Below are 645 nucleotides of genomic sequence, written 5' to 3'. Positions count from 1 at the left end.
ATGCTCGGATGATTTCGGCCATGTATTGTGGGTTTCTGCCTGCTTTGTTTCGTCTGAGTTTGATACTGCGCTTGTCGTTATGGCTTCGAACCATGTTGATGGCGAAGTGTCGGACGACGGCCATGTTGGCTGGTCCATGCCCGGTTCGAGATCGGGCGGCATCCTCGTTGAAGGTGACGTCGAGTACCCAATGGAGGGAGTTCTCGATGGCCCAATGGCCACGTATGGCCTCGGCGAACTGGAGCGCGGTCATCGACCGTGAGGAGATATAGAAGCGGACCTGGCTGCTTTGCCTGGACTTTTCATAGACTTGTGCTTGCACCTTGACGATGGTGGCGATGGACGGGAAGCGGTATTCGCCGGGAAAGCGCCTGTCGCCGGAGAGCCAGTCGATTTGAGTGGAGACGGTGACCCGCCGCTCTTCGACCCGGCCATGGCCCTTGTCGACTTCGGTCACGGTTGAGGTGAGGTTTGCCGGAGCGTCGGCAAAGAAGCGCTCGATCTCACCCATCAGGCCGGGCTGATTGGCCTTGGCCGCCAGGAGGTAATCAGCGCCTGCATCGAGCACCGCCTGGGCGGTTTTGGCATTGCAGGCAATGGCGTCGATGGTCACGAGCGCGCCTTTCAGGCGATCCTTTTCGGCCA

General features: G+C 59.4%; 1 protein-coding gene. It reads right to left on the bottom strand.

Translation table 11 applies throughout. The features are described 5' to 3' along the window. Positions 1 to 645 (bottom strand): ISAs1 family transposase (locus tag PH547_RS33790; RefSeq protein ID WP_285170496.1); only part of this gene is annotated, 645 nt, incomplete at both ends.

It is taken from the genome of Rhizobium cerradonense (assembly GCF_030182455.1).
In the GTDB taxonomy this organism is placed as follows: domain Bacteria; phylum Pseudomonadota; class Alphaproteobacteria; order Rhizobiales; family Rhizobiaceae; genus Rhizobium.
This window is presented reverse-complemented; position numbering and strand designations above follow the sequence as displayed.